The organism is Bradyrhizobium iriomotense (assembly GCF_018130765.1).
Lineage (GTDB): Bacteria > Pseudomonadota > Alphaproteobacteria > Rhizobiales > Xanthobacteraceae > Bradyrhizobium > Bradyrhizobium iriomotense_A.
Map to the genome: position 1 here is coordinate 49,710 of NZ_JAFCJZ010000005.1, position 24,091 is coordinate 73,800.

Sequence of the window (24,091 nt, forward strand, 5' to 3'; positions counted from 1 at the left end):
CTGCAAGCCGGACGCCAGTCCGAACACGTTCATGCCATGACTTTGCTTGTTGCGACTTGGCTCCGGTCTTGCAAGACTCTATCGCACGATTCACCGGGCGGAAGCTTTTGGCGCAGCCATGGATTTGAATACCATCACAGCAGTCGCCCATCCGCAAACGCGCGCGCAGCTGCCCGTTTGGACGCCAGGTGATGCTTGGCTCGCAGGCGGCACCTGGCTGTTCTCGGAGCCGCAAGCCCACCTCACGCGGCTCATCGATCTCACCGATCTGAAATGGCCCGCGCTGACGATCACCGAGAGCCACCTCTCCATCGCCGCAACATGCACCGTTGCGCAACTTGACGGACTCGCTTGCCCACCCGACTGGCTTGCAGCACCTCTCATCGGCCAATGCTGTCGCGCCTTCCTTGCTTCGTTCAAGATCTGGAAGACGGCGACGGTGGGCGGCAATCTCTGCATGTCGCTGCCGGCGGGACCGATGATTTCCCTCACCTCCGCGCTCGACGGCGTCTGCACCATCTGGAAGGCCGGCGGTGGCGAGCAGAGGATTCCGGTCGTCGACTTCGTCACCGGCAACCAGCGCAACCGCCTGACGCCGGGCGACCTGCTCCGGCAGATCGATATCCCGGTTGCCGCACTGAAGCGCCGAACCGCGTTTCGCCAGATCTCGCTGGCTCCGGTCGGCCGCTCGGCAGCGCTCCTCATCGGCAGCCTCGATGCCGATGGCACGCTGACGCTCACGGTCACAGCCTCCACGGTGCGACCGATCCAGCTGTCGTTTTCCAAGCCGCCCGATGCGGGTGCGCTGCGCGATGCGATCATGCAGCAGATCACCGACGACCTCTACCACACCGACATCCACGGCAAGCCGCTCTGGCGCAAGCACATGACGCTGCGGCTCGCAGAGGAGATCCGCGGCGAACTCCTGGGAACCGCATCGCCATGAGTTTTGAGATCAACGGCAGCACGTTCACGCAGGAGCCGCGCGCGGGCCAGTGCCTGCGCACATTCCTGCGCGAGCTCGGCCATTTCGGCGTGAAAAAGGGCTGCGACGCCGGCGATTGCGGCGCCTGCACCGTGCTGCTCGACGGCGAGCCGGTGCATAGCTGCCTGATCCCGGCATTCCGCGCCGACGGCCGCACTGTGACCACGATCGAAGGCCTCGGCGGCGACCGCGGTGCGCATCCGATGCAGCAGGCTTTCCTCGACGCGCAGGGCTTTCAATGCGGTTTCTGCACCGCCGGCATGATCTTGACCTGCGCCTCGCTGAACCAGGCGCAGCGCACCGATCTCGGATCTGCACTGAAGGGCAATATCTGCCGCTGCACCGGCTATCGCGCGATCGAGGACGCGCTGCTCGGCAAGACCAATGTCGAGGAGAGCGTCGAGCCCGGCGCCGCCTTCGGCCGCAGCCTCCCGGCGCCCGCAGGCCCCGATGTGGTCCGCGGCGCGGCGCGCTACACCTTCGACACCGCAATCGACGGCCTTCTGCATATCAAGCTGCTGCGTTCGCCTCACGCCCACGCGCGGATCATCGCGATCGACACGTCGGATGCCCTTCGCGTTCCCGGCGTGCACGCTGTGCTGACGCATGAGGATGCGCCGTCGGTCCTGATCTCGACTGCGCGCCATGAGAAGGACTGGATGGACCCCGAGGACACGCGCGTCCTTGACGACGTCGTCCGCTTCATCGGCCAGAAGGTCGCGGCCGTCATCGCCGAGAGCGAAGGCGCTGCCGAGGAGGCCTGCCGCCGGATCAAGGTCGACTACGAGATCCTGCCTGCGCTGATCGATCCGGAGCAGGCGATGGCGCCGGGCGCACCGATCATCCATCCCGACCGGACCACTGCGAACCGCGTTGCCGATGCTCAGCGCAACCTCGCGGCGGAGACGCATGGCGAGTTTGGCGACGTCGCGTCGGCGCTTGCCACATCTGCCGTCACCTACGAGGCCACCTTCCACAGTCATCGCGTGCAACATGCCGCGCTGGAGACCCATGGCGGTCTCGCCTGGCTCGATGATGCGGGCGTGCTCAACGTCCGCACCTCGACGCAGGTGCCGTTCCTGACCCGGCGTGCGTTGTCGGACATCTTCCAGCTTCCCATGGACAAGGTCCGCGTGTTCTGCGAGCGCGTCGGCGGCGGCTTTGGCGGCAAGCAGGAGATGTTCGTCGAGGACATCCTTGCACTCGCCGCGCTCAGGACCGGGCGCCCGGTCAAGCTGGAGCTCACCCGCGAGGAGCAGTTCATCGCGACCTCGACGCGGCATCCGATGCGGGTCCACATCAAGGTCGGCGCCGATGCCGACGGCAAGCTCACCGCGCTCCAGCTCGACGTGCTCTCCAACACCGGCGCCTACGGCAATCACGCCGGCCCTGTCATGTTCCACTCCCTGTCGGAGTCCATTGCCGTCTACAATTGCCCGAACAAGCGGGTGGACGGTTACGCCGTCTACACCAACACGGTGCCGGCCGGCGCGTTTCGCGGCTATGGCCTGCCGCAGACGCTGATCGCGATCGAAGCCGCGATCGACGAGCTGGCCAAACAGCTCGGCATCAGTCCCTACGACATGCGTAGGCTGAACATCGTCAAGCCGGGCGATCCCATGCTGTCGCCGCCGCCATCCGAATTTCACGACGTGCTCTATGGCTCCTACGGGCTCGACCAGTGCCTCGACCTCGTCGAGCGCGCGATGCAGGCGGATGGCCCGCAGCCGGAGCTGTCGCCGGAATGGCTGATCGGCGACGGCGTCGCGCTGACCATGATCGACACCGTGCCGCCGGCCGGCCACATCGCGGACGCCATGATCGCGCTCAACGACGACGGCGGCTTTGATCTCACCGTCGGTACCGCCGAGTTCGGCAACGGCACCAGCACCGTCCACCGCCAGATCGCGGCGACGATCCTGGCGACCACCGTCGACAGGATTTTCCTGCGCCAGTCCGACACCGCCCATGGCGGCCACGACACCGGCGCCTATGGCAGCGCCGGCACCTTCGTCGCCGGCAAGGCGACGCAGGCCGCCGCCACGCAGCTTGCGACCGAGCTGAGGGCTGCAGCCGCAGACGCCTGGCTGTGCGACGTCGGTGGTTGCACGCTCGAGGGCGAGACAGTCGTCAGCGGCGTGCGACGCATGTCCTTTGTTGAACTGGCCAAGCTTGCCCGCGAGCGCGGCCAGCCGTTCGCAGCCAGCGGCAATTCCGGCGGCACGCCGCGCTCGGTCGGCTTCAACGTGCAGGGCTTTCGCGTCGCGGTGAACAAGGGCACCGGCGAGCTCAGGATTCTCAGGAGCGTGCAAGCCGCGGACGCCGGAATCGTCGCCAACCCCATGCAGTGCCGCGGCCAGGTCGAAGGCGGCGTCGCACAGGCCCTTGGTGCTGCGCTCTACGAGGAGATGGTGATCGACGCGACCGGCCGCGTCACCAACCCGAAATTCCGCGACTACCACCTGCCCTCCTTCGCCGACGTGCCGCGCACCGAAGTGTTGTTCGCGGAGACGTCGGACACGATCGGGCCGCTTGGAGCCAAGTCGATGAGCGAGAGTCCCTACAATCCGGTTGCCGCGGCGCTCGGCAACGCGATCGCGGACGCCACCGGCATTCGCTTCACTGCGCCACCCTTCAAGCCGGACCGGCTGTTTCCGGCGCTCCACGATAAATTTGGCTAGGCAGATGTTTCGGGGGATGCATCCATGACCAGCGAAGTTCATCCCGTCGACGAGGTCCTGCCGGTCCCGCGCCTGCTGGCGCTCGGACTGCAACATGTACTGGTGATGTATGCCGGTGCGGTCGCGGTGCCTCTCATCATCGGGCGCGCGCTGAAGCTGCCGCCGGAGGATGTTGCCTTCCTGATCAGCGCCGATCTGTTCGCCTGCGGCCTTGCGACACTGGTCCAGTGCCTCGGCTTCCCCGGCGTCGGCATCCGCCTGCCCGTGATGATGGGCGTGACGTTTGCATCCGTCGGCCCGATGCTGTCGATGGCCGCCGCGCCCGAGATCGGCCTGCTCGGCATCTACGGCTCCGTCATTGCGGCCGGCCTGTTCGGCATCACCGTCGCGCCGTTCGTCAGCCGGCTGCTGCCGCTGTTTCCGCCCGTCGTCACCGGCACCATCATTCTCATCATCGGCATTTCTCTGATGCGGGTCGGCATCAACTGGGCCGGCGGCGGCCTGCCGACGCTGACGAAGGTGGTCGACGGCGTCGCCGGCAGCTTTCCCAATCCGGCCTATGGGCAATTGCAGGGCCTCGGTATCTCGCTGTTCGTGCTGCTCGTCATTCTCGGCCTGATCAAATGGGGTTCCGGCTTCGTCGCCAACGTCGCGGTGCTGCTCGGCATCATCGCCGGCGCTGTGCTCGCGAGCATCCTGGGCGTGATGCATTTCGACAAGGTCGCGGCGGCCTCCTGGGGCGCACTTGTCATCCCCTTTCGCTTCGGCATGCCGCAGTTTCACCTCGTGCCTGTCATCACCATGTGCGTCGTCATGATCGTGGTGATGATCGAGTCGCTCGGCATGTTTCTCGCGCTCGGTGACATCACCGGCAAGGCCGTCGACCGCGAAGCGCTGAGCCGAGGCTTGCGCGCCGACGGGGTCGGCACGCTGCTCGGCGGCATCTTCAACACCTTTCCCTACACCTCGTTCTCGCAGAATGTCGGCCTCGTCTCGGTGACCGGCGTGCGCTCGCGCTGGGTGACGGTGACGGGCGGCTGCATCATGCTCGTGCTCGGCCTGTTGCCGAAGCTCGCCGCGCTGGTCGAGGCGGTGCCGCTGGTCGTGCTCGGCGGCGCGGGCCTCGTGATGTTCGGCATGGTGGCAGCAACAGGCGCGCGCATCCTCACCTCGGTCGATTTCCGCACCAACCGCTACAATCTCTTCATCGTCGCGATCTCGATCGGCTTCGGCCTGATCCCGCTCGCCGCACCCGGCTTCTTCCGGAATCTGCCTCACGATCTGCAGCCGCTGCTGGAGTCCGGCATCCTGCTTTGCGCGTTGGTCTCGGTGCTGCTCAATGCCTTCTTCAACGGATTGAGCGGCGGTGCTGCCGCGGAAGCCGACACCGCGTCAGCCGCCGCGTCGGCACAGCATGTTTAGCTGCCGCGATAGGTCGCGTAGCTCCACGGCGTCACCAGCAGTGGCACGTGGTAGTGATTTTCCGGCTCGCTGATCGCGAAGCGCAGCGGGATCTCGTCGAGGAACGGCGGGTCTGACAGCGGCACGTTGCGCTCGGCGTAATATCTGGCGACGCTGAAGCGAAGCTCGTAGCGGCCGATCGGCAATGGACGCCCGCCGATGAGCGGCTGATCGGTGCGGCCGTCTGTATTGGTAACGGTACGCGCGATGACGCGGTTCTCGCCGAGATTCGCAAGCTCGACGAGTTCGACCGGAATGCCGGGCGCAGGCTTGCCGGCGTGGTTGTCCAGCACATGGGTCGAGAGCCGGCCATGCACCTTGAGCTTGTCGTCGGCGATGACGAGCTGATCGAGCCGCAGCGCCGAGATGCGGCCGATCTCCTCGATCGCGCGGCGCGTCTCGGTCTTGCCGATATTGCGCAGGCGCGTCTCGAAGTCACGCAGCACGGAATCCTTGGTGTGACGGCGCACGCAGACGATATAGGGGAAGCCGAATTTCTCGCGGTAGGCGTTGTTGACGCGCTCGAATGCGGCGTATTCGGCGTCCGACAACCGGTCGAGGCCGGCGCTGTTCTGCTCGTCGGTCGATTCCGCCGTCAGGCCCGCCGCACGCTGGGTCTTGTTCGCGAGATCGGGATGCGCGCGGATGAGCGCGAGCTGTACGTCGGGCTCCGCAGCCTGGATCGCCGCCATCAGCGCGGCGTGCAACTGGTTGATGCCGGTGAATGGCCGCTGCTCGGCAAGCTTCTCCGCAATCCACGGCGAATACTCGACGACATTGGCAAGCGCGGCGACGAAGTCGGCCTTGCTGGCAGTATTGAGATCGGCGAGCGAAATTTGCGGCATTGTCCTTATCCGATCTCGAACGCATCGGCGGCGAGATGCGCATGCTTGTCGTGCCAATGCTGCGCGATCTGGAGCCGCGTCGGCACCCAGACACGCTCGCGCTTGCCGATGTAATCGAGGAAGCGGATCAGGCCCGCAGCACGGCCGGGCCGACCGGCGAGACGGCAATGCAGCCCCACCGACATCATCTTCGGCGCGGTCTCGCCTTCGGCATAGAGCACGTCGAAGGCATCCTTCAGATAGGTGAAGAACTGCTCGCCTTCGGCAAAACCCTGCGGGTTGATGAACCGCATGTCGTTGGCATCTAGCGTATAGGGAATGATGAGCTGCTTGCCTTTGGCGCCCTTGACCCAATAAGGCAGGTCGTCGGCATAGGAGTCGCAGAGATAGAGGAAGCCGCCCTCCTCCATCAACAGACGGTTGGTGTTGATCGAGGAGCGCCCGGTGTACCAGCCGAGCGGCCGCGCACCGGTCGCCTCGGTATGGACGCGGATGGACTCGGCAATCTCGGCGCGCTCCTGCGCCTCGGTCATGTCCTTGTGCTCGATCCATTTCAGGCTGTGACTTGCGATGTCCCAGCCCGACTCCTTCATGGCAGCCACGATTTCCGGATTGCGCTTCAGGGCAGTGGCGACGCCGAACACGGTGGTCGGCCACTTCCGCTCGGTGAACATCCGCCACAGCCGCCAGAAGCCGGCGCGCGAGCCATATTCGAACATGGATTCGATGTTGGCGTGGCGCTGGCCCGGCCAGGGTTGCGCGCCGAGCACGTCGGACAGGAACGCTTCCGAGGCGCGGTCGCCGTGCAGGATGTTGTTCTCGCCGCCCTCTTCGAAATTGACGACGAACTGAACCGCGACCCGCGCGTCGCCGGGCCATTGCGGATGCGGCGGATTGCGTCCGTAACCGCGGAGATCGCGCGGGTAGCGGGCGTCAGTCACTCAGACTTCCTCGAAGCGGATCGGCAGTGCACCCTTCCACAGCACGCTCTTGCCGAGGGTCGCCAGATTCTCCAGGCCCGAGGTCACGGTGATGAAGTGATTGCCGGCGAGCTGGCCCATCTTGCTGGCGAAGCTCACGCCGCCATAGGCCATCAGGATCTCGGTCTCGCTGATGCCGCCGGGATAGAGAATGATCTGGCCCGGCGCGGGATAGCTGGTGTGGTTCTCGTAGCCGACGCCGAAATCGAGGTCGCCGAGCGGCATCCACACCGCCTCGCCGCTCCAGCGCACATGGATGATGTGGCTTTCGAACGGCATGGCCTTGCGGAACGCGGCAACGGTCTTGGGCGCCGCCTGCTCCTCGAAGCGGGCATCGAAGGTGTAGTCGCCTGCGCGGATAACGAGTTTGCTCATCTCATCTCTCTGGATCGGGGGCTGAAGGCCCCACGGGGAACTTTCAGCAAAAAGCACTCCATCGGGCTTCGCGCAAGGGCGAAGCCACATCACCTGCGGTCGTAGGACCAGCCGAAAATGCCGCTCCGCCGCACCTCCGGCTCCGGCTCGGCGGCTGCCGCAGGCGGCACCTCCTTCAGTTCCCCCTGCGGCGGCGGTGCGGGCGGTGCCGGCAGGTTCTCGCATTTCATGGAATAGACCAGCTTGCCGTCCGCGGTCCGCCCGATCGGCGCGCAGGGGTCCGGATGCGCCGCTGAACTCTTCGGCGTGGGCTTGATCTGCGCCGCCGCCGGCGAAGCAATCAGGAGAAGGACCAGCAGATATTTCGACATCGTTGTCGCCTGGAAAGCCAATTCGCCCCATTGAACCGGATTGCAGCGGGCAAGTCCATCGGCGCCGCGGGCCGGCTGCCGAATATTTAGCCGGGACCAAAAAATTTGCTCGCTCCAACGTGATGGCGGCGCCGCTGATATTCGGCAAGCCACATCGCCATGTCAGCCGCGACGACGACAACTTCTCTCATAGCCGGGAGCGTCGTCACGGGAGAAACACCAATGCAAAAGACTTTCGCCCTTCTCGGCGCCGCCCTGATCGCCGCCGCCACCGTCCAGACCGCCGCCGCAAACGACCGCCACCACGCTCGCAAGGCGCAACGCGCTCCCATCACTCAATCGGTGCGCGACTCCAATGCCGCCATCTGGCCGTCGCAGCCGACCGTGCCCGACTGGTCGCGCTATGCCAACGGCGCGATGTCGGCACCGGCGGGACGGTGATGTTGGAAGCGTAGGGCGGTCGAAGCGCAACTGCCTCCACACCGTCATTGCGAGGAGCCCTTGCGACGAAGCAATCCAGACTGCCGCCGCGGAAAGAGTCTGGATTGCTTCGCTGCGCTCGCAATGACGGAGCAAGGGGCACCGACGTTGTGCTCAAGCTCACACTCTGCTCGCAGACACGCCCTCGCATCCTCGCGGCTGATTTCGCCCGAGCTTTGCTGATCTCTCCACCCTCTTGAGCCAAGAGGGCGCAGGGAAGGCCGGGTGCCGGCTGGCACCCGCGGTCCGCTGCGCGAAAGGTAGCGCAAAAGAACCGCACAGCAGCATACAGGTGAAGCCCAACACACGGCCTTCCCTGCGCGATGGTCGGACGGCTTATGCCGTGCTCTCCCGGGAGCCGAGTTCGTTCTGGCCTCCCTCACGCTCGCGGAATTCACCAGCACCGCGCCGGTTGACGCGAGGGCCGCCTCCGCAAGAGCTTGACCGTAGCAACGACGGCCAGGACCACACGGTTTTGCCGTACGCACGGTCCGCCATTTCGCCGCAGTATTCCCAGCCCTGTCGACGGAGCCGGAAACTTACAGACGAGACGAAACCTGTCAGCGCCGTTCGTCCGCACGAAGCCTTGGGGCTCACGGAGAGCAATCCGCCCTGCCCTTGGCCATCGCGCCCGACGCTGCTGCGTCCACCGCAAGCCCGGCTCGCGAAAATGACGACCACATGATCGCCCCTCAAGGATGAGCTGGGATGGGCGACACATACGATAAATCCGAATTTCGGTAAAGCGGAATATTTTCGCAGCAACGGGTTGACAGCCGGGCGACACAGGCCGGTGCCGTAGCCCGGATGAGCGAAGCGACATCCGGGGTCTTTGCGGTGACGTCCCGGGTATCGCTTCGCTCACCCGGGCTACGGGAGCAAGGAAGCAACCAAAAAGGCGGCGCCAAGCACCGCCCTTCTGCAAAATCCGGAAGTGGATCTGACCGACGAACTACGGCCGCTCGATACGACCGGTATCAGTAGCCCGGATCGTAATAATAGGGACTGCCGCCGTAATAGCCCTGGCCGCCGTAATAGCCCGGGCCACCATAGTAAGGACGCGGGCCGTAATAGTGGTTCTCATAATAGTCGCGGCGTCGCTGCTCGGCGATCACTCCGCCGATGATGCCCGCCGCTGCGCCCATGAAGGCGAGACCCGCGGCGTTCGGTCCGCGCCGGTAGTAATGGCGACGACGGGACGCGCTGAAATCAGTGACGTCGGAGGAGGCCTGACCTGCCTTTGTGGACGCCGCCTGCGCCGGCTGAGGGCCCGCCGCAGCCGAGGGCGATACCGAGGTTGCGAGCAGCGCCAGGCCTGCGCATGCGGCCAGGACGGTGTTGCGGCCTGCTGCGGAAATCATGAGTCTGCTCATCTCGACCTTCCTCTGTTTTCGCCCAATCACATCTATGCAAACCGTCCGTAACGCGCAAACCACTGAAATGGTTTCGTGATCGCGGCAATCTGCCACGCTTTGAACGATTGTAAACCGAACGATCCGATCCAGCTTGCGCCATTCAACCTGAGCGGATAATGAACAGCCGCGCCGTTTTTCGGTCGCCGTAAGCGTTCACGTGAACCAACGCATCAACCGACGCCGTCGGGATCGATGCCAATTTCCAGGGTTCACCGTGACTGACGCGTTCTATTCTTGAAGAGAAATCAGATGATTGCGGTTCGCAAACTGCCGGCGCGCTATGCGCCGATCGTGATGCCATTCGTGCTGTCCATCCTCATGACGGCCGTGGTGTCGGTCATTTCAACGCTCCGGAGCCTCGGCGCAACGCCGGCGTTCCTCGCCACATGGCCCGGTGCCTGGGGGCTGTCGTGGCTCGTCGCCTTCCCGACGCTGCTCGTGGTGCTGCCGCTGGTCCGCCGGATCGTGGCCTGCCTCGTCGCGTCCCCGTCTCAGCCAGGCCGATAGAAGGCGCGGACGGCGGCGCACGCAGCACGCCGTCCCGCCTCAACGCTTTACGACAACGCCCCCAGCACGCCGCGCGTGGCCTTGTCGATCTCCTCGACATAGCGGCGGCGGGCAAAGTTCTCGGTGAGGAAGCCGACCACCTTGCGGCTGTCGGTGGAATCGACCACCGCCAGCATCTCCGCTTCGGCCTCGTCGAACACCGCCATCGCCGACTTCACGTTCATTTCCGGGATCAGCACGATGTCGATCAGGCGGGCGAGCTCGATCACCTGGATGTCGTCTGCGATGGTGTCGAGATCGCTGGAATACAGGTCGGGCAGCAGGACGAGGCCGACATATTCGTCCGCGTTGTTGACGATGACTATACCGGGCCGTGACCCTAGCGCGAATTCGCGGCGCACAGCCGCGATCGTCGTGGTCGACGGTACCTTGCCGACGTCCGAGCGCATCAAGCGCTCGACGGTGAGGTTGCGCAGCCAGCCGACGTCGTTGGCGCTGCGGATGGTCTCGCCGCGCAGATGCAGGCGCCAGGTCGAGAAGGAGTGGCCGAACATGAAGCGCACGCAGATCGAGGTGACGATGCAGCCGGCCAGCACCACGGCGGTGACGTCGACATTGCGGGTCATCTCGAGCACGAGGAAGGACATCGTCAGGGGTCCGCCGACGATGGCGACACCGAGCGTCGCCATGCCCGTCAGCATCGACACCAGCGGATCGATCACGAAGTTCGGACTGATCAGTTCCAACAGCTCGGCGAAGAACTTCCCGATCAGGCTGCCGACGAACAGCGAGGCGAAGAACAGGCCGCCGCGGAAGCCCGAGGCGAGCGAGATCAGGCAGGCCGTCACCTTCAGGGCGATGATCAGCGCGATCAGGCCGATCGTCATGTCGTGAAACAGATCGAGCACCATGGCGCCGTGGCCTGCCGCCAGCACCTGCGGGGTGACAATCGCAAAACCGCCGACGATGAGGCCGCCGAACACCGGACGAAGCCAGACCGGCAGCCAGGCGAACAGGCGCTCGAACATCGGCGAGGAACGCATCACGGCGATACCGACGCCGCTGGTGATGAGGGCGAGTCCGATCAGCGCCAGGTACTGCTCGACGCCGACGGAGCTGACCTTGGGTATCTCCAATGAATACGGTGCGCCGCCGAGCCATTGCGCGGTCAGCGCGCCCGCCAGCGAGGCCGCCAGGATCGGGGCGGCGCTGCCGACCGAATAGACGCCGACGATCAGCTCGCAGGCATAGAAGGCGCCGGTGATCGGCGCGCCGAACGCCGCCGCAATCGCGGCGGCCGCACCGCAGCCGACCATCAGGCGCAGGTCGTTGCGGCGCAGATTGAAGAACTTGCCGAGCAGCGAGGCGATGCCGGAGCCGATCTGGGTATAGCCGGCCTCGAGGCCGACCGAGGCGCCGCAACCGTTGGAGATCAGCGTCTGGCTCGACACCACCACGCTGTCGCGCATCGAGAGATTGCCGCCGCGCAGCGCGTTGGCCTCGATCGGGTCGACCGCGTTGGAGATCTTCATGCGCCGCCGCGACCATTCCATGATGCCGAGCGCCAGTCCGCCGAGCGCAGGCGCGAGCAGCGCGGCCCAGGGGGTCACGCGCGCATTGGCCGACAGGCGAACGTCGACGGGAATGCCGTAGATCACCACATGGGCGATCTGCGCGATCTCGGCCATCAGTGTCACGATCGCGCCGGCCAGCGTGCCGATCACGAGCGCCAGCGGGATCAGGTAGAACTCGTTGCTGCGCAAGAGCGCGCGCAGCCGAACCATGGTGCGGTTGGTTCCCTTGCGATCGACGAGGCGCCTGATCCGTACGAACACCTTTTGCCCGCCCTACCCTTCCGACAGGCCGTAGCCGGCCATGCGCTGGCGGACCCGTTCGATCTCGTCGCTGGAAAGCAGCGGCGGCTGTCCGATCTGAAGACAGCCGTGATATTGCCGCGCCAGCGTCTCGACCTCGACGGCGAGCCACATCGCCTTGTCCAGCGTCTTGCCGATCGCGATCATGCCGTGATGGTCGAGCAGGCAGGCGAGCCGCCCCGCCAGCGCCCGCAGCGCGTGCTCGGACAGTTCCGCCGTGCCGAAGGTGGCATAGGGCGCACAGCGGATGCTGTCGCCGCCGGCCGCCGCGATCATGTAGTGCACGGGCGGGATGTCCATGCCCATGATCGCCAGGATGGTGCAGTAAGTCGGGTGGGCGTGGACGACGGCGTTGACGTCATCCCGCGCCTTCAGGATGTCGAGGTGGAAGCGCCACTCGCTCGACGGCTTCTGATTTGGCGCATGCGAGCCGTCCATCGCCATGAAGACGATCTGGTCCGGCGTCATGGCGTCATAGGGCACACTGGTCGGCGTGACCAGAAGCCCGTCCGCATGCCGGACACTGATATTCCCTGATGTGCCCTGGTTGATGCCGAGCGCGTTCATGCGGCGGCAGGCGTCGATGATGGCCTGTCTCTTGGCGAGTTCGTCCGCTGTCATCGACATCCCGATTTCCTGGCGCTGGTGAAAGGGGAAGTACGTCAAAGCAACATGGCAGTGCAAGCGAAAGCGACCGGTCCATCCGCGATCCGGACGGCGCGCCCGCCCCTTCTCGAAATAGACCGTAAAATCAACAAATTAACAGATTGTCGCAGGCCTACGCCAGGCTCGCCCGGACGGCCGCAATGCCGTTGATCACGAACTGCACCGAATAGGCCGCGAGCAGCATGCCGAGCACGCGCGAGAGCACGGCATTTCCGGTGCGCCCGAGGGTGCGGGCGATCAGGCCGGCAGAGACAAAGCAGAGCATGCAGAGCAGGCACACCGCGAGCACGATCGCGATGATGATCGCGAGCTTCGCACCGTAGCCGGCGTCGCCCGACAGCAGCAGCGTGGTCGCGATCGCGCCGGGACCGGCCATCATCGGGATGGCCAGGGGAAACACCGCGACGTCGGAGGCATGCTCCGAGGTCGCCTTGTCGGCCTCGCGCGCCTCGCGATGCGGACGATCGCCGAAGATCATCTGGTAGGAGACGCCGAACAGCAGCAGCCCGCCGGCGATCTGGAAGGCGGGGATGCCGATCCCGAGCTGGCGCAGCAGCCAGTTTCCGACCAGCGCGATCACCACCAGGATCGAGGCCGCGATCAGCGGCGCCCGCAGCGCGATCGTCCGCTTGACCTTGTCGGGCATGCCTCCGGTCGCAGCCAGGAAGGCCGGCGCCAAGCCGACCGGATCGACCACCAGCAGCAGCGTCACGAAGGCGGACAGGGCGAAGTCGAGCATGGGGCGCCGGCTCCTTGCAGGCATGGACGATCTCGGAACCGGCTTAGCTCAACGGGGTCGCCTTGCAAATCTGGTGAGGCAGACAAGCATCCTGCTCACGCAGCGCGATGCTGGAATTTTGGGGAACCGTCCCCATATCCCCGTTTTCCAACCGCAGCGCCTTCCCCGAGTTTGCCATGCAACCCAAAAATCCCCTCGACTGGATGCTGTCCGAAGCCCTGGACTCGCTGACCCGCGCCGAACGGCTGCGTCAGCAGTTCGGCCGCCAGGACGCCTGCTGGGAGCCGCCGATCGACGTGCTCGAGACCGAGCATGAGCTTTTGATCCTGGTCGCGCTTCCCGGCGTCAATCCGGACAATGTCGAGACGGTCATCCATGACGGCGTGCTCGTGATCTCCGGCCAGCGCACGCTTCCGCCGGAGCTTCGCAAAGCCCGCATCCACCGCCTCGAGCTGCCGCAAGGCCGCTTCGAGCGGCGCATCGCGCTGCCCCTTGGCCGCTATGCCATCAGCCGCTTCGTGATGGACGGCTGTGTCGCACTGCGCCTCGCCAAATCCTGAGGTCGATCATGGCCACCGAACAGATGAATAACGCACAGACCAATTCTGCCGAGTCCGACGTGAAGATCCCCGAAGACGCACTGATCATCATCCCCGTGCGCGAGATGGTGCTGTTCCCCGGCGCCATCGCGCCGATTGCGATCGGCCGGGCGAAGTCCATCGCCGCCGCACAGCAGGCGCTGCGCGAGCAGCGGCCGGTCGGCATCGTCCTGCAGCGCAGCCCCGAGATCGAGGAGCCCGGGCCGGACGACCTCTACCGGGTCGCGACCATCGCCAACATCGTGCGCTACATCACCGCACCGGACGGCACGCATCACATCGTCTGCCAGGGCGTGCAGCGCGCGCGCATCCTCGACTTCCTGCCGGGGACGCCGTTCCCGGCCGCGCGCATCCAGCAGATTCCGGAGCCGACGACGAGCTCGCCCGAGATCGAGGCGCGCGCGCTGAACCTGCAGCGCCAGGCCATCGAGGCCATCGAGCTGCTGCCGCAGGCACCGCCTGAGCTGACCGCGATGTTCCAGGGCACCACCGCGCCCGGCGCGCTGGCGGATCTGGCGACCTCGTTCATGGACATCAAACCGCAGGACAAGCAGGAGGTGCTGGAGACCATCGACCTCGCCTTGCGCGTGGAGAAAGTGTCGAAGCATCTGGCCGAGCGGCTGGAAGTGCTGCGCATCAGCAACGAAATCGGCCAGAAGACCCGCGCCACGTTCGACGAGCGGCAGCGCGAGGCGATCCTGCGCGAGCAGATGGCGACCATCCAGCGCCAGCTCGGCGAAGGCGACGGCAAGGCGGCCGAGGTCGCCGAGCTGACGGCTGCCATCGCCAAGGCCAACATGCCGCCGGAGGCGGAGGCGCACGCCAAGAAGGAGCTGCGCCGCTACGAGCGCATGCCGGAGGCTGCCGGCGAAGCCGGCATGGTCCGCACCTATCTCGACTGGCTGATCGAACTGCCCTGGGCGCTGCCCGCGGAGAAGCCGATCGACATCAAGGAAGCGCGACGCATCCTGGACGCCGATCATTTTGGCCTGGAGAAGATCAAGAGCCGGATCATCGAATATCTGGCGGTGCGCAAGCTCGCCCCGCAGGGCAAGGCCCCGATCCTGTGCTTCGTCGGCCCGCCCGGCGTCGGCAAGACCTCGCTCGGCCAGTCCATCGCGCGTGCGATGGATCGCCCCTTCGTGCGCGTCAGCTTGGGCGGTGTGCATGACGAGGCCGAGATCCGCGGTCACCGGCGCACCTATATCGGCGCGCTGCCTGGCAACATCATCCAGGGCATCAAGAAGGCGGGCGCCCGCAACTGCGTGATGATGCTGGACGAGATCGACAAGATGGGCCGTGGCGTGCAGGGCGATCCCTCTGCCGCCATGCTGGAGGTGCTCGACCCCGAGCAGAACGGGACGTTCCGGGACAATTACCTGGGCGTACCCTTCGACCTGTCGCGCGTGGTGTTCATTGCGACCGCCAACATGCTGGACCAGATCCCGGGTCCGCTGCTGGACCGCATGGAGCTGATTAGCCTGGCCGGTTACACCGAGGACGAGAAGCTGGAGATCGCGCGGCGCTACCTGGTGCGGCGGCAGCTGGAGGCCAACGGCCTGACGGCCGAGCAGGCCGAGATCGAGCCGGAGGCCTTGAAGCTGATCGTCAAGGGCTACACCCGCGAGGCCGGCGTGCGTAACCTCGAGCGCGAGATCGGCAAGGTGTTCCGTCATGCCGCGGTGCAGGTCGCCGAAGGCACGGCTGCGAAGGTCGTGGTGAGCCCGAAGGACATCGCCACCGTGCTCGGCCAGCCGCGCTTCGAAGGCGAGATCGCGCAGCGCACCAGCATTCCGGGCGTGGCCACCGGCCTTGCCTGGACGCCGGTCGGCGGCGACATCCTGTTCATCGAGGCCTCGCGCGTGCCCGGCCGCGGCGGCATGATCCTGACCGGCCAGCTCGGCGAGGTCATGCGCGAGAGCGTGCAGGCCGCGCTGACGCTGGTGAAGAGCAAAGCCAACCAGCTCGGCATCGATCCGTCCGTGTTCGAGAAGAGCGACATCCATGTTCACGTGCCGGCGGGTGCAACCCCGAAGGACGGGCCGAGCGCGGGTGTGGCGATGTTCACGGCGCTGACGTCACTGCTCACCAATCGCACGGTGAGGAGCGACACCGCGATGACCGGCGAGATCTCGCTGCGTGGCCTGGTGCTGCCGGTCGGCGGCATCAAGGAGAAGGTGGTGGCTGCGGCCGCTGCCGGATTGAAGCGGGTGATGCTGCCGGCGCGCAACAAGCGGGACTACGACGACATCCCGCAGAGCGCGCGGGACAACCTCGAATTCATCTGGCTGGAGCGCGTCGACGAGGCCATCGCCGCGGCGCTCGAGCCGGCGGCAGCCCACGTCGATGCGAACATCGAAGCGGCGGAGTGATGCGATGAAGAAACTGCTGGAAAGAGCAAAGAAGTCGCGCAAGACGCAGCGGCTGCGCCAGCTGCTCGATCGCGCCATCGACCGGGTTCGCGATGCGCTTGCAGGCCCCGAGCCGCGGCTTCAGCCGATCCCGGTCGGGGTGAAGCGCCGCAAGGGTTGAGCCCTCCGTCTCAAGCCCTCGCGGCTGCCCCAAATTAAAGGCCCCCTCGTTGCGAGGGGGCCTTTGCGTTTATCAGGCCACGGCGTCCTTGGCAGCCTTGACCGGGCGGGCGCGGACGATCTTCCGGGCCGGCTTGGCCTTGAACATCATCTCTTCACCCGTGAACGGGTTGGTGCCCTTGCGCGCCTTGGTCGCGGGCTTCTTGATGACCACGAACTTGGCGAAGCCCGGCACCAGGAACAGGCCGTTCTTCTTGAGCTCTTTGTGGCCGACGTCGGTCAGCGTCTCCATGACGCTCTTGACGTCGCGCTTGGAAAGCTCGGTGGCGGTCGCAATCTTTTCGATCAACTGCGATTTCGACATTTGGGCTGGCATCGTGTCTCCTCTGATTCGTTGCCGGTTGCATATTAGACCAACCGGCGAAGGCCTATAGCCTTCTGCACAGTTTTGTCGCGATTTTACGGGCTTTTTTGGCCCCCTGTGGCAAAAAACCCTGCTTTTTAGCTACTTCCGGAGCGAAAGAAGCCTCGGGCAGCGGATTTTACCTTGTTTCAAAGGCCCGCACGCAACCTTGCTAAAGCTGATTCGCGGCTTTCGACAAGCGACGACCGGCCTCTTTGTGCAAGGAGAGGTGCGTTTCACCCTAGAAAATAAGGGTTGGACGCACCGCAGCCGCTTTCTCTCCCCGTTTTTACGGGGAGAGCGGTGAAGAGGCGTTGGCTAGACGCGCTCGATGATGATGGCGGGCGCCATGCCGCCGGCGGCGCACATGGTGACGAGTCCGCGCTTCAGGTCGCGCCGCTCGAGCTCGTCGAGCACGGTGCCGATCAGGATCGAGCCGGTCGCACCGATGGGATGGCCGAGCGCGATCGAGCCGCCATTGACGTTGACCTTGGCGCGGTCGAGCTTGAGGTCGCGGATGTATTTTTCCGCCACCACCGCAAAGGCCTCGTTGATCTCGAACAGGTCGATGTCGTCAATCGCGAGCCCGGCCTTCGCCAGCACCTTGCGCGTGGCCGGCACCGGCGCGTTCAGCATCAGGGTTGGCGAATCCCCCATGTTCGCCATCGCCACCACGCGGGCGCGGGCTTTAAGGCCATGCGCCCTGGCATAAGCGGGCGAAGCCAGCAGGATCGCGGCGGCGCCGTCGACGACGCCGGACGAGTTGCCGGCGTGATGCACGAAGTCGATCTTCAGGTCCGGATATTTCTGCAGGATCAGGCCGCGATAGGTCGTGCCCTTGTCGTCGAGCGCGTAATCGGCGATGGCGGGGAAAGCCGGCTTCAGGCTGCTGAGGCTTTCCATCGTGGTCTGCGGGCGCGGATATTCTTCGTGGTCGAGCGCGAGGCTGCCGTCCTCGCGATGAACAGGCACGAGGCTCTTCTTGAAGTGGCCGTTCGCCATCGCATGCGCGGCGCGCTTCTGGCTTTCGAGCCCGAGCGCATCGACATCCTGTCGCGTGATGCCTTCCATGGTCGCGATCGCGTCGGCGCAGACGCCCTGATGCGACTGCGGATGCCGTGCGCGCAGGCGCAGATTGCCGGAGTCCATCATCATCGGCCCGCCGCCGCGCCGCCCTTCCATCGACATCATCTCGCAGCCGCCGGCGATGACGAGGTCTTCGGCGCCCGCCATGATCGAGGATGCCGCCATGTTGACGCTGGTGATGCCGCTTCCGCAAAACCGATCCAGCGTCACCGCACTGGCGCGCACGTCGTAGCCGGCATCGAGCGCCGACATGCGACCGAGATCGCCGCTCTGGGTCGCAACCTGCGCGCTGCAGCCCCAGACGATGTCGTCGACGTCGGCGGTATTGATGCCGGTGCGATCGGCGAGCGCGCGCAGCACGGTTGCACCCAGCTGCTGCGGATGAATGCCGGAGAGCGCTCCCTTGCCGGCCTTGCCGACGCCTCGCGGGGTGCGGCAGGCATCGATGATCAGCGCGTCGGTCATGGGCGTTGTCCTCTTGTTGTTGGTGTTGAGAGGCGTTGTGAATCAGGCGCCGAATGGAGTCAATGCGCGACGCCTCCCCTTCGCCTCTCCTCGCACGCGGGGAAAGGGCCGGATTTTACGCGCAGCGGAAAATCCGAGTGAGGGGGAGCTTCGGCAAGGACGGTGACAGATGGACTCGCGGAGCGAGCCCCTCACCCGAAATTTGCTGTCGCAAATTCCAGCCTCTCCCCGCACGCGGGGAGAGGCGAAGACGTCACACCCCCGCAGCGTTCTTCGCGATCACGTTGCGATAGAAACTCGCGCTCAGCTTTGCCGTGCGGACCTGGGTGTCGAAATTGACGTGGTAGAGGCCGAAGCGCTTGCTGAGGCCGAATACCCATTCGAAATTGTCCATCAGGCTCCAGAGGAAATATCCGCGCACCGGCACGCCTTCGGCGGTGGCGCGCTGGAGCTGGGCCAGATAGTTGCGCAGATACATGATGCGGTCGGTGTCGTAGATCTTGCCGTCGGGCGAGACCACATCGTCGCCGGAGGTGCCATTCTCGGTGATGTAGATCGCATCCGTCTTCCAGATCTTCGCCGCGAGCTTCGGCACCCAGTAGATCGTCTCCGGCGCGATGCGGAGCCAGTCCGAACTCATGTGCGGGAACGATTTCGGGATCGGCAGCGGCATGAAGCCCGCACCCTCGTCGGACGGCACCACATAGTTCTGCGGCGCGTAGATGTTGAGGCCGAGGAAGTCGACCGGCGAGGAGATGATCTTCAACTCGGCATCGGTGTATTTCGGCGCGTCGGCGCCGGCATATTTCAGGAAGGCATCGGTGTAGCGTCCCTCCATGATGACGTTGAGATAGCCGGCATTCATCTCGCGCAGCGCGATCTCGGCAGCAAGGACATGCTCGGGCGTATCGATCGCGGGAACGCAGACGTCGATGTTCTCGGCAGGTCCCACCCTGGTGCCGCGGCGGCCATGGGCCCGCACCGCCTGCACCGCGAGCCCATGCGCGAGCGCGCTGTTGTGCCTGATCTGGTTGACATCTCTTTGCGGCAGCGTCACGCCGGGCGCATCGATGCCGAGGCCGTAGCCGAACTGCACGAAGCGGCCGCTCTCGTTCAGCGTGAACACGTTCTTGACGCGATCGGTCAGGTGCTCGGCGACATAGGCCGCATAATCGCCGAAGATCTTGCAGGTCTCGGTCGAGCGCCAGCCGCCGAAGCGGTCCTGCAGCGATTGCGGCAGGTCCCAATGATAAAGCGTCGCCCACGGCTCGATGCCGTTCTTGAGCAGCTCGTCGATGAGACGATTGTAGAAGTCGAGCCCGCCAGCGTTCGGCTTGCCGTCCCCATCCGGAAACACCCGCGGCCAGGCGATCGAGAAGCGATAGGCCTTGCAGCCGAGCTCCTTGATGAGCGCGATGTCCTCCTTGTAGCGATGATAGTGCTCGTTGGCGCGGTCGCCGGTCGAGCCGTCCTCGATCTTGCCGGGGATGCGCACGAACTTGTCCCAGATCGACGTCCCTCGCCCGCCCTCGTTGACCGCGCCCTCGACCTGATAGGACGAGGTCGCCGTACCCCAGAGGAAGCCCGCCGGAAATCCGCCGTCGCGCGAGGCCGCGGCCGCCGGCTTGGCGTCAGCGCTTTCCAGAGGCTTTGCGACTGCTGCCGCGGACAATCCCGCCAGCGCGGCAAACTGGCGACGCGAGACCTTGTCCGACATGTGATGCTGCCCCCGAGGCGGTTGTTGTGACGACACAATGGCGGGTCGTAGGTCGTTTGAAAAGCGGCTGCCCCAGGGTTTTGGGGATGCAGAATTGCCAGTCGCGACGGCCCTTGCCTCCTCGATGCACAGAATCGTGACTAGATTGCCATGCCGCCCGATACCTCGATGCGCTGCGCGTTGACCCAGCGGTTATCGTCGGACAGCAGCGCGGCGATCATCGGGCCGACGTCGTCTGGAACGCCTGCACGCCCAAGGGCGGTCATGTCGGCAACATGCCTGTTGAGCTCCGGATTGTCGCGAACCATGCCGCCGCTAAAATCGGTCTGAACCGCTCCCGGAGCGACCGCGTTCGCCGTTATTCCGCGTGGCCCCAACTCCTTTGCCTGGTATCGCGTGAGCACCTCGATAGCGGCCTTCAAGGCACCATAGGGCGCACTACCAGGCACAATGATCCGGGTGAGGCCACTCGACAGGTTGACGATCCGGCCGCCGTCAACCATCAGCGGAAGCAACTTCTGGGTCAGGAAGAAGACACCTTTGAAATTCACCCGGTACAGCGTGTCGAGTTCTGCTTCGGTCGTTTTCTCAAGACTGTTGTGGTGGGAAACGCCGGCATTGTTGACAAGATAGTGGAAGCGGTCCGCCTCCAGTCCCGCTAGCGCCTCTCCAAATCGCGAGACGAAGTCGTCGAACGTATCCGTTCGACCGACATCGAGTTGCATGGGAATGGCTTTGCGCCCAATCTCCTCGGCAGCGCGCGCCACCGCGTCGGCCTGAGCAACCGCCGAACAGTAGGTGAAAATCGAATCCACCCCCCGCTCTGCAAGACTGAGCACCGTGTTTCGCCCCAGTCCGCGGCTGCCGCCGGTTACAAACGCAATTCTTCGCTGCTTTTCCATCGCGCTCTCCTGCCTCGATCTGCGATGAACCGAACTATGGCAGCAAGGGACGCGATCGAGCCCGTTAAGAATTGCAGGAAATTGAAAAGTGTTACTCCCGGCTTGCCCGTCAGGATTGGCCGGGCTCGTCCCTCCCATTCAGAATGCGCTGTGCATCGGCGAGAACCGCCGATCCCGACTTTTCTGAATGCGCATCGAAGATCGGCCGGATCAGCGCACGCGCCTCGGCGTCTTGGCCCCGATCCCCCAGCAGCCGCGCCAGCAAAACCGCGGCCTTCAATTGCCACCCATATGCGCCGAGGGTTCTTGCATGATCCATCGACTGCCGAAGCGCCAACTCCGCTGCCGCGTGGTCGGCCCTTGAGGTCGTCAGGATAATCTCTGCCTGCGTGCGCAACAAATCCGGCATCCAGAAAGCCTGCCGCATGCGCTCCGCGGAAGAAATCGCAGATTGAATGGTCGTACGCGCCTCTTCGTATCGTCCGCTTCGAGCAAGTCCGTCGGCCAGAGCGCGCGCCGCCGCCGGTATGACCATATGAAACTGTTCGCGGTGGAGGCGCCTTTGTGCCTGGCGTAGCATCTCCACGCCGGCCGCGGGTTTGCCGGTCATCAAAAGCCACTCCCCTTTCAGCGCCTGGGCGGCGGCTCCAAGCCCCCAAAGGGAGTGCTTCTCAGCCTGGGCGATTGCCCGCTCGATGGGTTCGGCGCTATCCCCAGTGTTCTCGCTCCACAAGAGCACCGGGATGGCGTGGGCCACCGCCATGTAGTAGTTGCCCAGCGGAGGCAGCCGGGCTGCTTCATCCAGGGCTTCGAGAGCCAGATCGCAGGCCTGCCTGGGCGAGCCGAGCAGCCAAAGGGAGCGCGCCAGCGCGATTTCGGCACGCAAATGATGATCATATCCAAACAGATTGATCTCGAGCCGGCCAATCGCCATTTCAAGCTCGAACCCACGCCTGCAATACTCCACGGCGGCGGCCTGATTGCCAGCGAGGTGACAAGCCGCTGCGAGCATCCATTCGGAGATGACGCGATCGCTCAATGAGCCGTTTCGCTCCGTGACGGCTTTGCATCTCGTTGCGGCGGCCAATGCTCCTTCGAAGTCGCCGCGCCTCGTCAGGAAGAGGTTGAGGCCCGCCAGAAGTCGCAGCTGCGGCAATGCTTGTTCACCTGCCTCGTAGAGCTCCAGCCCACGCCAGATGGCTTTCCGCACTTCCGGCGTGTTGCCCAGCGTATGCATGGATGACACTGCATACGCTTCCTGCAGGCGCGCTTCTCGATGCGCCAGTTCGCCGAAACGTACGATCGCGCTCAATGCCCGTTCCGACCAATGCCGGCACTCAACCAGCAACCAGAGGCCAAGAAACAACGGGGCGGCATCGGCCGCGAGCTCGATTCCCGTTGTGCAATCCGTCCTCGAAAAGCTCCACTCAAGTGCCTTTCGGACGTTTCCGATGTGAGATGCGTAGCGACCAATGTCAGCGTAGGCACCATGCTCGAGCGCCAGCATTTTGAACAAGGCTGCAAAATAGAGCGCGTGACGCCGGGCAACCAGTTCGGACTCCCCGATCTCCTCGAGCTTGGCGGCCGCGTATGTGCGCGTCGTATCGGGCAGACGATAGAACACCGTGTCACCGATGGGATGAACCCAGACCAGAGACTTGTCCACGAGCCTCGTGAGCGTCGCTGCGATCTTGGCGCTGTCATGCATCCCGTTTCCCGCAACGGAGCAGGCAGCCTCACTTGTAAACAGGCCGACAAAGATCGAGAGATGCGAAAGAAGGTGTTGTTCGTCTTCGGTCAGGAGCTTGAAGCTCCAGTCGAGCATGGCCTGGAGCGTACGGTGCCGCGGAGCCGCGTTGCGCTGGCCAGCCAATGACAGTTCCATGTTGCTGGCCAGCAGGCTCGCGACGCCGCGAAGGCCGTAGGTTCCCACCCGGCTGGCAACCAGCTCGATCGCCAGCGCAATACCGTCGGTGCGGCGACATATTTCGGTAACGACAGGCGCATCGGCATCACCGAGTGCACCGTCAAAGCCACTGAATGACGCCCTATGGAGGAACAGCTGCACCGCCGGGGTCGCGACCGCATCGGCAGCGCTTGGAATGTCGTCGACAGGATAAGCAAGCGGATTCAGCGAGTACACGGTCTCGTCATGGACACGCAACGGTTCTCTCGACGTGACCAGCAGGTGAACGTCCGGCGCACGCTGAAACAGCTCGCCGGCCAAACCCGAGGACGCATCAAGGAGGTGCTCACAGCTGTCCAGCACAATCAGGATACGCTTATCAGCAACGAAGCCGAGAAGGTCAGCAACCGGATCACTCCCTCCAAGCGTGCAGCCAACAGCCGAGATGACCGCTCCGGTAACGAGGCCGGGCTCCGGAACGGCGCCCAAGTCGACGAAAACGACGCAATCTTCATTGAACTCGCTTTGCAGCCGCCGGACCACGGCAGCTGCCACGGTCGTCTTGCCAATGCCGCCAGCGCCGACGACACTGACGAACCGTCGCTTCAGAAGCAGCGTCGCGAGTTTCTCGACAGCCTCGTCGCGCCCAACGAGCAGTGTGGGAATCGACGGAAATTGACGTCCGGGCCGCGGGGCCTGGACATGAACACGTGACGCAGGCTCCCCAGCGCGTGCGCGCGTGATCGGAGCAACAAAGCTGTATCCGCGCCCCGAAACGTTGACGATATAGCGAGCGCCGTCCTGGCCATCGCCCAAAGCCCTGCGAAGGGAAGCCATATGCACCCTCAAGCCCGCCTCGTCGATAACAACGTCAGGCCATACGAGCGCCAGCAAATCGCGCTTACCGACGACTTCGCCCGCTCGATCGGTCAGTGCGATCAATAGATCAAGGCCGCGCGATCCGATCCGAACTTCGTCTCCATCTTTCAGAAGCTGGCGTCGTTCGGGGTGGAGCCGAAAGGGTCCAAAAAGGACTTCCCCATCGGAACTTTCGGACGGCGTATTTCCAAGCATGATCGGCCTGTCTTCAAGGCTCAATGAAC

21 protein-coding genes are annotated in these 24,091 nt (G+C 64.7%); 8 read left to right on the forward strand and 13 right to left on the reverse strand.

Annotation, left to right across the window (positions count from 1 at the left end):
• Positions 1-118: 118 nt before the first annotated feature.
• The 3 genes from JQ635_RS11170 to JQ635_RS11180 are packed head-to-tail and all read left to right on the forward strand — an operon-like array spanning position 119 to position 5,088.
• A complete protein-coding gene (locus JQ635_RS11170; protein WP_211409918.1) occupies positions 119-946 on the forward strand; it encodes an FAD binding domain-containing protein in 828 nt (275 codons plus the stop codon).
• Positions 943-3,666: a molybdopterin-dependent oxidoreductase gene (locus JQ635_RS11175; RefSeq protein ID WP_211409919.1), complete on the forward strand. Its 2,724-nt coding sequence runs from the start codon at positions 943-945 to the stop codon at positions 3,664-3,666. Before JQ635_RS11170 ends, JQ635_RS11175 begins: the two co-directional genes overlap by 4 nt.
• 24 nt (positions 3,667-3,690) lie before the next feature.
• The gene (locus JQ635_RS11180; RefSeq protein WP_211409920.1) at positions 3,691-5,088 is read left to right on the forward strand and encodes a nucleobase:cation symporter-2 family protein; all 1,398 of its coding nucleotides are present in this window, start codon (positions 3,691-3,693) and stop codon (positions 5,086-5,088) included.
• On the opposite strand, the gene uraD is transcribed toward JQ635_RS11180, so the two are convergent.
• From uraD to JQ635_RS11200, 4 genes are all read right to left on the reverse strand, one after another.
• Complete coding sequence (uraD, locus tag JQ635_RS11185; RefSeq protein WP_211409921.1) at positions 5,085-5,972, reverse strand: 2-oxo-4-hydroxy-4-carboxy-5-ureidoimidazoline decarboxylase; 888 nt, start codon at positions 5,970-5,972, stop codon at positions 5,085-5,087. The genes JQ635_RS11180 and uraD overlap by 4 nt on opposite strands.
• 5 nt (positions 5,973-5,977) lie before the next feature.
• Positions 5,978-6,913, reverse strand: a complete 936-nt coding sequence (puuE, locus tag JQ635_RS11190; protein WP_211409922.1) for an allantoinase PuuE — start codon at positions 6,911-6,913, stop codon at positions 5,978-5,980.
• A complete protein-coding gene (locus JQ635_RS11195) occupies positions 6,914-7,327 on the reverse strand; it encodes a DUF3830 family protein (protein WP_008134648.1) in 414 nt (137 codons plus the stop codon).
• Between the two features lie 89 nt (positions 7,328-7,416).
• Complete coding sequence (locus JQ635_RS11200; protein WP_211409923.1) at positions 7,417-7,698, reverse strand: hypothetical protein; 282 nt, start codon at positions 7,696-7,698, stop codon at positions 7,417-7,419.
• Between the two features lie 222 nt (positions 7,699-7,920).
• Here JQ635_RS11200 and JQ635_RS11205 point away from each other — a divergent pair, with 222 nt between their 5' ends.
• Positions 7,921-8,139, forward strand: coding sequence for a hypothetical protein (locus JQ635_RS11205; RefSeq protein ID WP_211409924.1), 219 nt, complete (start codon positions 7,921-7,923; stop codon positions 8,137-8,139).
• A gap of 1,016 nt (positions 8,140-9,155) precedes the next feature.
• On the opposite strand, the gene JQ635_RS11210 is transcribed toward JQ635_RS11205, so the two are convergent.
• Positions 9,156-9,551, reverse strand: coding sequence for a hypothetical protein (locus JQ635_RS11210; RefSeq protein ID WP_211409925.1), 396 nt, complete (start codon positions 9,549-9,551; stop codon positions 9,156-9,158).
• A gap of 291 nt (positions 9,552-9,842) precedes the next feature.
• Between JQ635_RS11210 and JQ635_RS11215 the strand changes: the two genes are divergently transcribed.
• Positions 9,843-10,100, forward strand: coding sequence for a DUF2798 domain-containing protein (locus tag JQ635_RS11215; RefSeq protein ID WP_211409926.1), 258 nt, complete (start codon positions 9,843-9,845; stop codon positions 10,098-10,100).
• Between the two features lie 47 nt (positions 10,101-10,147).
• On the opposite strand, the gene JQ635_RS11220 is transcribed toward JQ635_RS11215, so the two are convergent.
• The 3 genes from JQ635_RS11220 to JQ635_RS11230 form a co-directional block, all read right to left on the reverse strand.
• Complete coding sequence (locus JQ635_RS11220; protein WP_211409927.1) at positions 10,148-11,935, reverse strand: chloride channel protein; 1,788 nt, start codon at positions 11,933-11,935, stop codon at positions 10,148-10,150.
• 12 nt (positions 11,936-11,947) lie between these two features.
• The gene (locus JQ635_RS11225) at positions 11,948-12,601 is read right to left on the reverse strand and encodes an L-fuculose-phosphate aldolase (protein WP_211409928.1); all 654 of its coding nucleotides are present in this window, start codon (positions 12,599-12,601) and stop codon (positions 11,948-11,950) included.
• A gap of 151 nt (positions 12,602-12,752) precedes the next feature.
• Positions 12,753-13,379, reverse strand: coding sequence for a MarC family protein (locus JQ635_RS11230; RefSeq protein ID WP_211409929.1), 627 nt, complete (start codon positions 13,377-13,379; stop codon positions 12,753-12,755).
• Positions 13,380-13,555: 176 nt separating this feature from the next.
• On the opposite strand from JQ635_RS11230, the gene JQ635_RS11235 reads away from it, so the two are divergent.
• The 3 genes from JQ635_RS11235 to JQ635_RS11245 are packed head-to-tail and all read left to right on the forward strand — an operon-like array spanning position 13,556 to position 16,510.
• On the forward strand, positions 13,556-13,939 hold the full coding sequence (locus tag JQ635_RS11235) for an Hsp20/alpha crystallin family protein (protein WP_211409930.1): 384 nt from the start codon (positions 13,556-13,558) through the stop codon (positions 13,937-13,939).
• A gap of 8 nt (positions 13,940-13,947) precedes the next feature.
• On the forward strand, positions 13,948-16,350 hold the full coding sequence (lon, locus tag JQ635_RS11240; RefSeq protein WP_211409931.1) for an endopeptidase La: 2,403 nt from the start codon (positions 13,948-13,950) through the stop codon (positions 16,348-16,350).
• 4 nt (positions 16,351-16,354) lie between these two features.
• Positions 16,355-16,510: a hypothetical protein gene (locus JQ635_RS11245; RefSeq protein WP_211409932.1), complete on the forward strand. Its 156-nt coding sequence runs from the start codon at positions 16,355-16,357 to the stop codon at positions 16,508-16,510.
• 72 nt (positions 16,511-16,582) lie between these two features.
• Here the strand turns inward: JQ635_RS11245 and JQ635_RS11250 are convergent, their stop codons facing one another.
• From JQ635_RS11250 to JQ635_RS11270, 5 genes are all read right to left on the reverse strand, one after another.
• Positions 16,583-16,885 (reverse strand): HU family DNA-binding protein, encoded by a 303-nt coding sequence (locus tag JQ635_RS11250; protein WP_008139488.1) that lies wholly within the window; start codon positions 16,883-16,885, stop codon positions 16,583-16,585.
• A gap of 345 nt (positions 16,886-17,230) precedes the next feature.
• Positions 17,231-18,463, reverse strand: a complete 1,233-nt coding sequence (locus JQ635_RS11255) for an acetyl-CoA C-acetyltransferase (RefSeq protein WP_211409933.1) — start codon at positions 18,461-18,463, stop codon at positions 17,231-17,233.
• Positions 18,464-18,716: 253 nt separating this feature from the next.
• Positions 18,717-20,180, reverse strand: a complete 1,464-nt coding sequence (locus JQ635_RS11260; protein ID WP_211409934.1) for a GH1 family beta-glucosidase — start codon at positions 20,178-20,180, stop codon at positions 18,717-18,719.
• A 140-nt stretch (positions 20,181-20,320) separates the two neighbouring features.
• Positions 20,321-21,082, reverse strand: a complete 762-nt coding sequence (locus tag JQ635_RS11265) for an SDR family NAD(P)-dependent oxidoreductase (RefSeq protein ID WP_211409935.1) — start codon at positions 21,080-21,082, stop codon at positions 20,321-20,323.
• A gap of 109 nt (positions 21,083-21,191) precedes the next feature.
• Positions 21,192-24,086, reverse strand: a complete 2,895-nt coding sequence (locus JQ635_RS11270; RefSeq protein ID WP_211409936.1) for an ATP-binding protein — start codon at positions 24,084-24,086, stop codon at positions 21,192-21,194.
• Positions 24,087-24,091: the final 5 nt, after the last annotated feature.